General features: G+C 46.7%; 1 protein-coding gene and 1 pseudogene. One reads left to right on the top strand and one right to left on the bottom strand.

Features of this window, described 5'->3' with window-relative positions; translation table 11 throughout:
- The coding region (locus tag B3W37_RS02305) for a hypothetical protein (protein ID WP_481042584.1) at positions 1 to 311 on the top strand (311 nt) is incomplete at its 5' end.
- Positions 312 to 585: 274 nt separating this feature from the next.
- Here B3W37_RS02305 and B3W37_RS02300 read toward each other — a convergent pair.
- A pseudogene (locus tag B3W37_RS02300) lies at positions 586 to 2,157 on the bottom strand (2-hydroxyglutaryl-CoA dehydratase); the annotation flags it as partial.

The raw sequence follows: 2,157 nt of genomic DNA, 5'->3' as shown, positions 1-2,157 counted from the left end.
TAATGTTAATCAAGGTAACCAAACATGCCATAAAAAGATATAGAGAGAGGCTTTTTGATTATTCTTCTACAGATAAGGAGATAATAAGTAAATTAAAGCATATAGCTCAAAAGGGCAGACTCATAGCTTTCAAGCCCAACGATCTGGACAACTGCGTCGAAATGAAACACCAGGGTATTTCCATAGTAGCTGTTAAACAACAGCAGGAATTGGTTGTCATTACCTGTCTTGGACAAGACAACTACCGTAAATGGATCAAATCAAAAGGAATGTGTACTTTTGTAAGCCAAAGGCTTCGCTTTGGCAATTAATTAGCCTTTCTTAAACTCCTCTTCAATAATTCTTGGCCCGCCGGTTAAACGGTGGGTAATTTTTTGCCACCTTTGCCACACAAGATGGCACGACAATTGCATATAAATATCAGCGTAAAGTTTTATTCCCCCCTAACTCCTTTTCATATATTTTTGCAGCCCGCCAGATTAGGAATCATCCTCTGGTGGGTTTATTTTTCATTCCCATTAACGTGAATCCATTCCATAATTGGCTTATATAACAACTTGCTCCAGAATGGGGTGACGACTGAATTTATCCGGGAAGATTATCGTTGAGGAAGCGATAAGTAGAGTTGGAATCCTGCTCCGTGGTCTGATGGGGCTGACGGGCATTGGCTTTGTGGAGGTCGGCGAAAGCCACCGACAGCATAAGTTTAAGCCGGTTTAACTGATTAACCTCGCTGGCGCCGGGGTCATAGTCTAGAGCGGTAATATTTGCATGCGGATAATTACGTTTTATTTCTTTCATCATACCCTTGCCGGTGACATGGTTGGGCAAACAGCCGAAGGGCTGCACACAGACAATATTGGGTATTCCGCTGACTATCATATCGATCATCTCAGCGGTTAAGAACCAGCCTTCGCCGCAATGATGCCCCAATGACATGACCTGACTGGCCAGATCGGCTTTGTGATAGATGGAGCTGGGGGATGTGAAACGTTGGCTGTTTTGTAAAAGAGACTTCATGAATGACCGCTTCTTTTCCAGGTAATGAATCAGGTATTTTCCAGCCAGGAGATAACGTTTTTTCCCATAGAGATAGCGATAATTGTAAAGATAGTCATATGCACAGTAGAGGAAGAAATCCAGGAGGTCAGGCACGATCACCTCGGCCCCTGCATGTTCCAATATTTTCACGATATTGTTGTTGGCGGCGGGGTGATACTTAACCAGGATTTCTCCGACGATGCCGATCCGGGGTTTGGGCAGGGAAGAGATTTCCAGTCGGTCAAATTCCTCGACAATCCCTCTCAGATTGGCCCTGAATTCCAATTTCTCACCGGATATGAGCTGAGCCTGGCAGCGCTTTACCCAGCGCTGATATAACATATCGGCTGATCCCGGGATCATTTCATAAGGACGAACCCGGTGCAGTACCCTCATCAGCATGTCGCCATATATTACTGCATTTATGGCCTTTTTAATGAGGCCCGGCGAAATTTTAAATCCCGGGTTCTTCTCGGCGCCATAATGATTGACCGACAGCACCGGTATATTATGGAATCCGGCCTCTTTAAGGGCTTTGCGCAAGAGTCCGATGTAATTGGTAGCTCTGCAGCCTCCCCCGGTCTGGCTGATGGCCACCGAGGTATTATTAAGGTCATAGCGGCCGGATTGCAGGGCTTGCAGCAGCTGGCCGATAACAATGACGGCCGGATAACAGGCGTCATTGTTAACATATTTGAGACCTTCATCGATAGCCGATTTGTCTACTTCAGGGAGCAGCTCCAGATGGTATCCTTCGCTGCTTAAGACTGCTTCTAACAGTTCAAAATGGATGGGCGACATCTGCGGGCACAGTATAGTATGTTCCTGCTTCATGGCCGGGGTGAATACCACCCGCTGTTGAGTATAAGATTTAGTCTCCCTTTCCGGGCTCCTTTTTTCCCTGCCTGCGATGGCTGCCTGAAGAGAGCGCAGCCTTATTTTGGCAGCTCCCAGATTAGCCCCTTCATCGATTTTCAACAGGGTGTAAGTTTTACCCCGGGCCTTCAAAATTTCTTGAACCTGATCGCTGGTAATGGCGTCCAGACCGCAGCCAAAGGAATTTAGCTGCACCAATTCAAGCTGAGGTTGAGCCGCCGTAAAACTGGCGGCGGCATA

Source organism: Syntrophomonas sp. UBA5494, from assembly GCF_002426325.1.
Note: the sequence above shows the minus strand (reverse complement) of the source record. Positions and strands in the feature narration are given on the sequence as shown.